The 888-nt window shown below is 52.4% G+C and carries 1 protein-coding gene; it reads right to left on the reverse strand.

The features are described 5' to 3' along the window. A partial coding sequence (locus tag OU793_RS24665; protein WP_274647920.1) for a Calx-beta domain-containing protein occupies nt 1-888 on the reverse strand: 888 nt, incomplete at both ends.

The raw sequence follows: 888 nt of genomic DNA on the forward strand, positions 1-888 counted from the left end.
CGCTATCGACGATGCCTGACACGCTGACACGGAACACTTCATCGCCTTCGGCATAAACGTCATCCACCGTATCAATGGTAAACGTGGCGGTCACACCATCGGCACCAATCACTGCTTGAGTGGTTTCAGTGATGTCATCACCTGACGCGGTGGTGTAGCTGTAAGCTAAAGTCACGATGCTACCGACTGGCGCCGGATCGCTCAGTGTCACGGTGTATTCCGTGGTGGTGTCACCTTCCACCACATTCGCTGGACCTGTCATGGTCACGGTAACCGTATCTTCTGGGCCTGGGTCGGTTTCATCACTGATGGTGGTGTCGACGAACGCATTATCGAGGTTCAACGCTTCGAAGATAGGATTGCTGTCGCTATCGACAATACCCGACACGCTAACACGGAAGACTTCATCGCCTTCGGCATAAACGTCGTCCACCGTATCAATAGTAAACGTGGCGGTTACGCCATCCGCCCCAATAATCGCTTGGGTGGTTTCAGTGATGTCGTCACCGGATGCCGTGGTGTAGCTATAGGCTAACGTGACGATGCTACCGACTGGCGCCGGATCGCTCAGCGTCACGGTGTAGTCCGTGGTGGTATCACCTTCTACGACATTCGCTGGACCGCTCATGGTCACGGTGACCGTATCTTCTGGTCCTGGGTCAGTTTCATCGCTGATAGTGGTATCAACAAAGGCATTTGATACATCTAATGCCTCAAAAATCGGATTGCTATCACCATCTACAATGCCTGATACGCTGACACGGAATACTTCATCGCCTTCGGCGTAAACATCGTCCACGGTATCGATAGTAAACGTGGCGGTCACACCATCCGCACCAATAATCGCTTGAGTGGTTTCAGTGATGTCATCACCCGATGCAGTAGTAT

This window comes from Vibrio sp. VP6 (assembly GCF_028823755.1).
GTDB classification, from domain to species: domain Bacteria; phylum Pseudomonadota; class Gammaproteobacteria; order Enterobacterales; family Vibrionaceae; genus Vibrio; species Vibrio parahaemolyticus.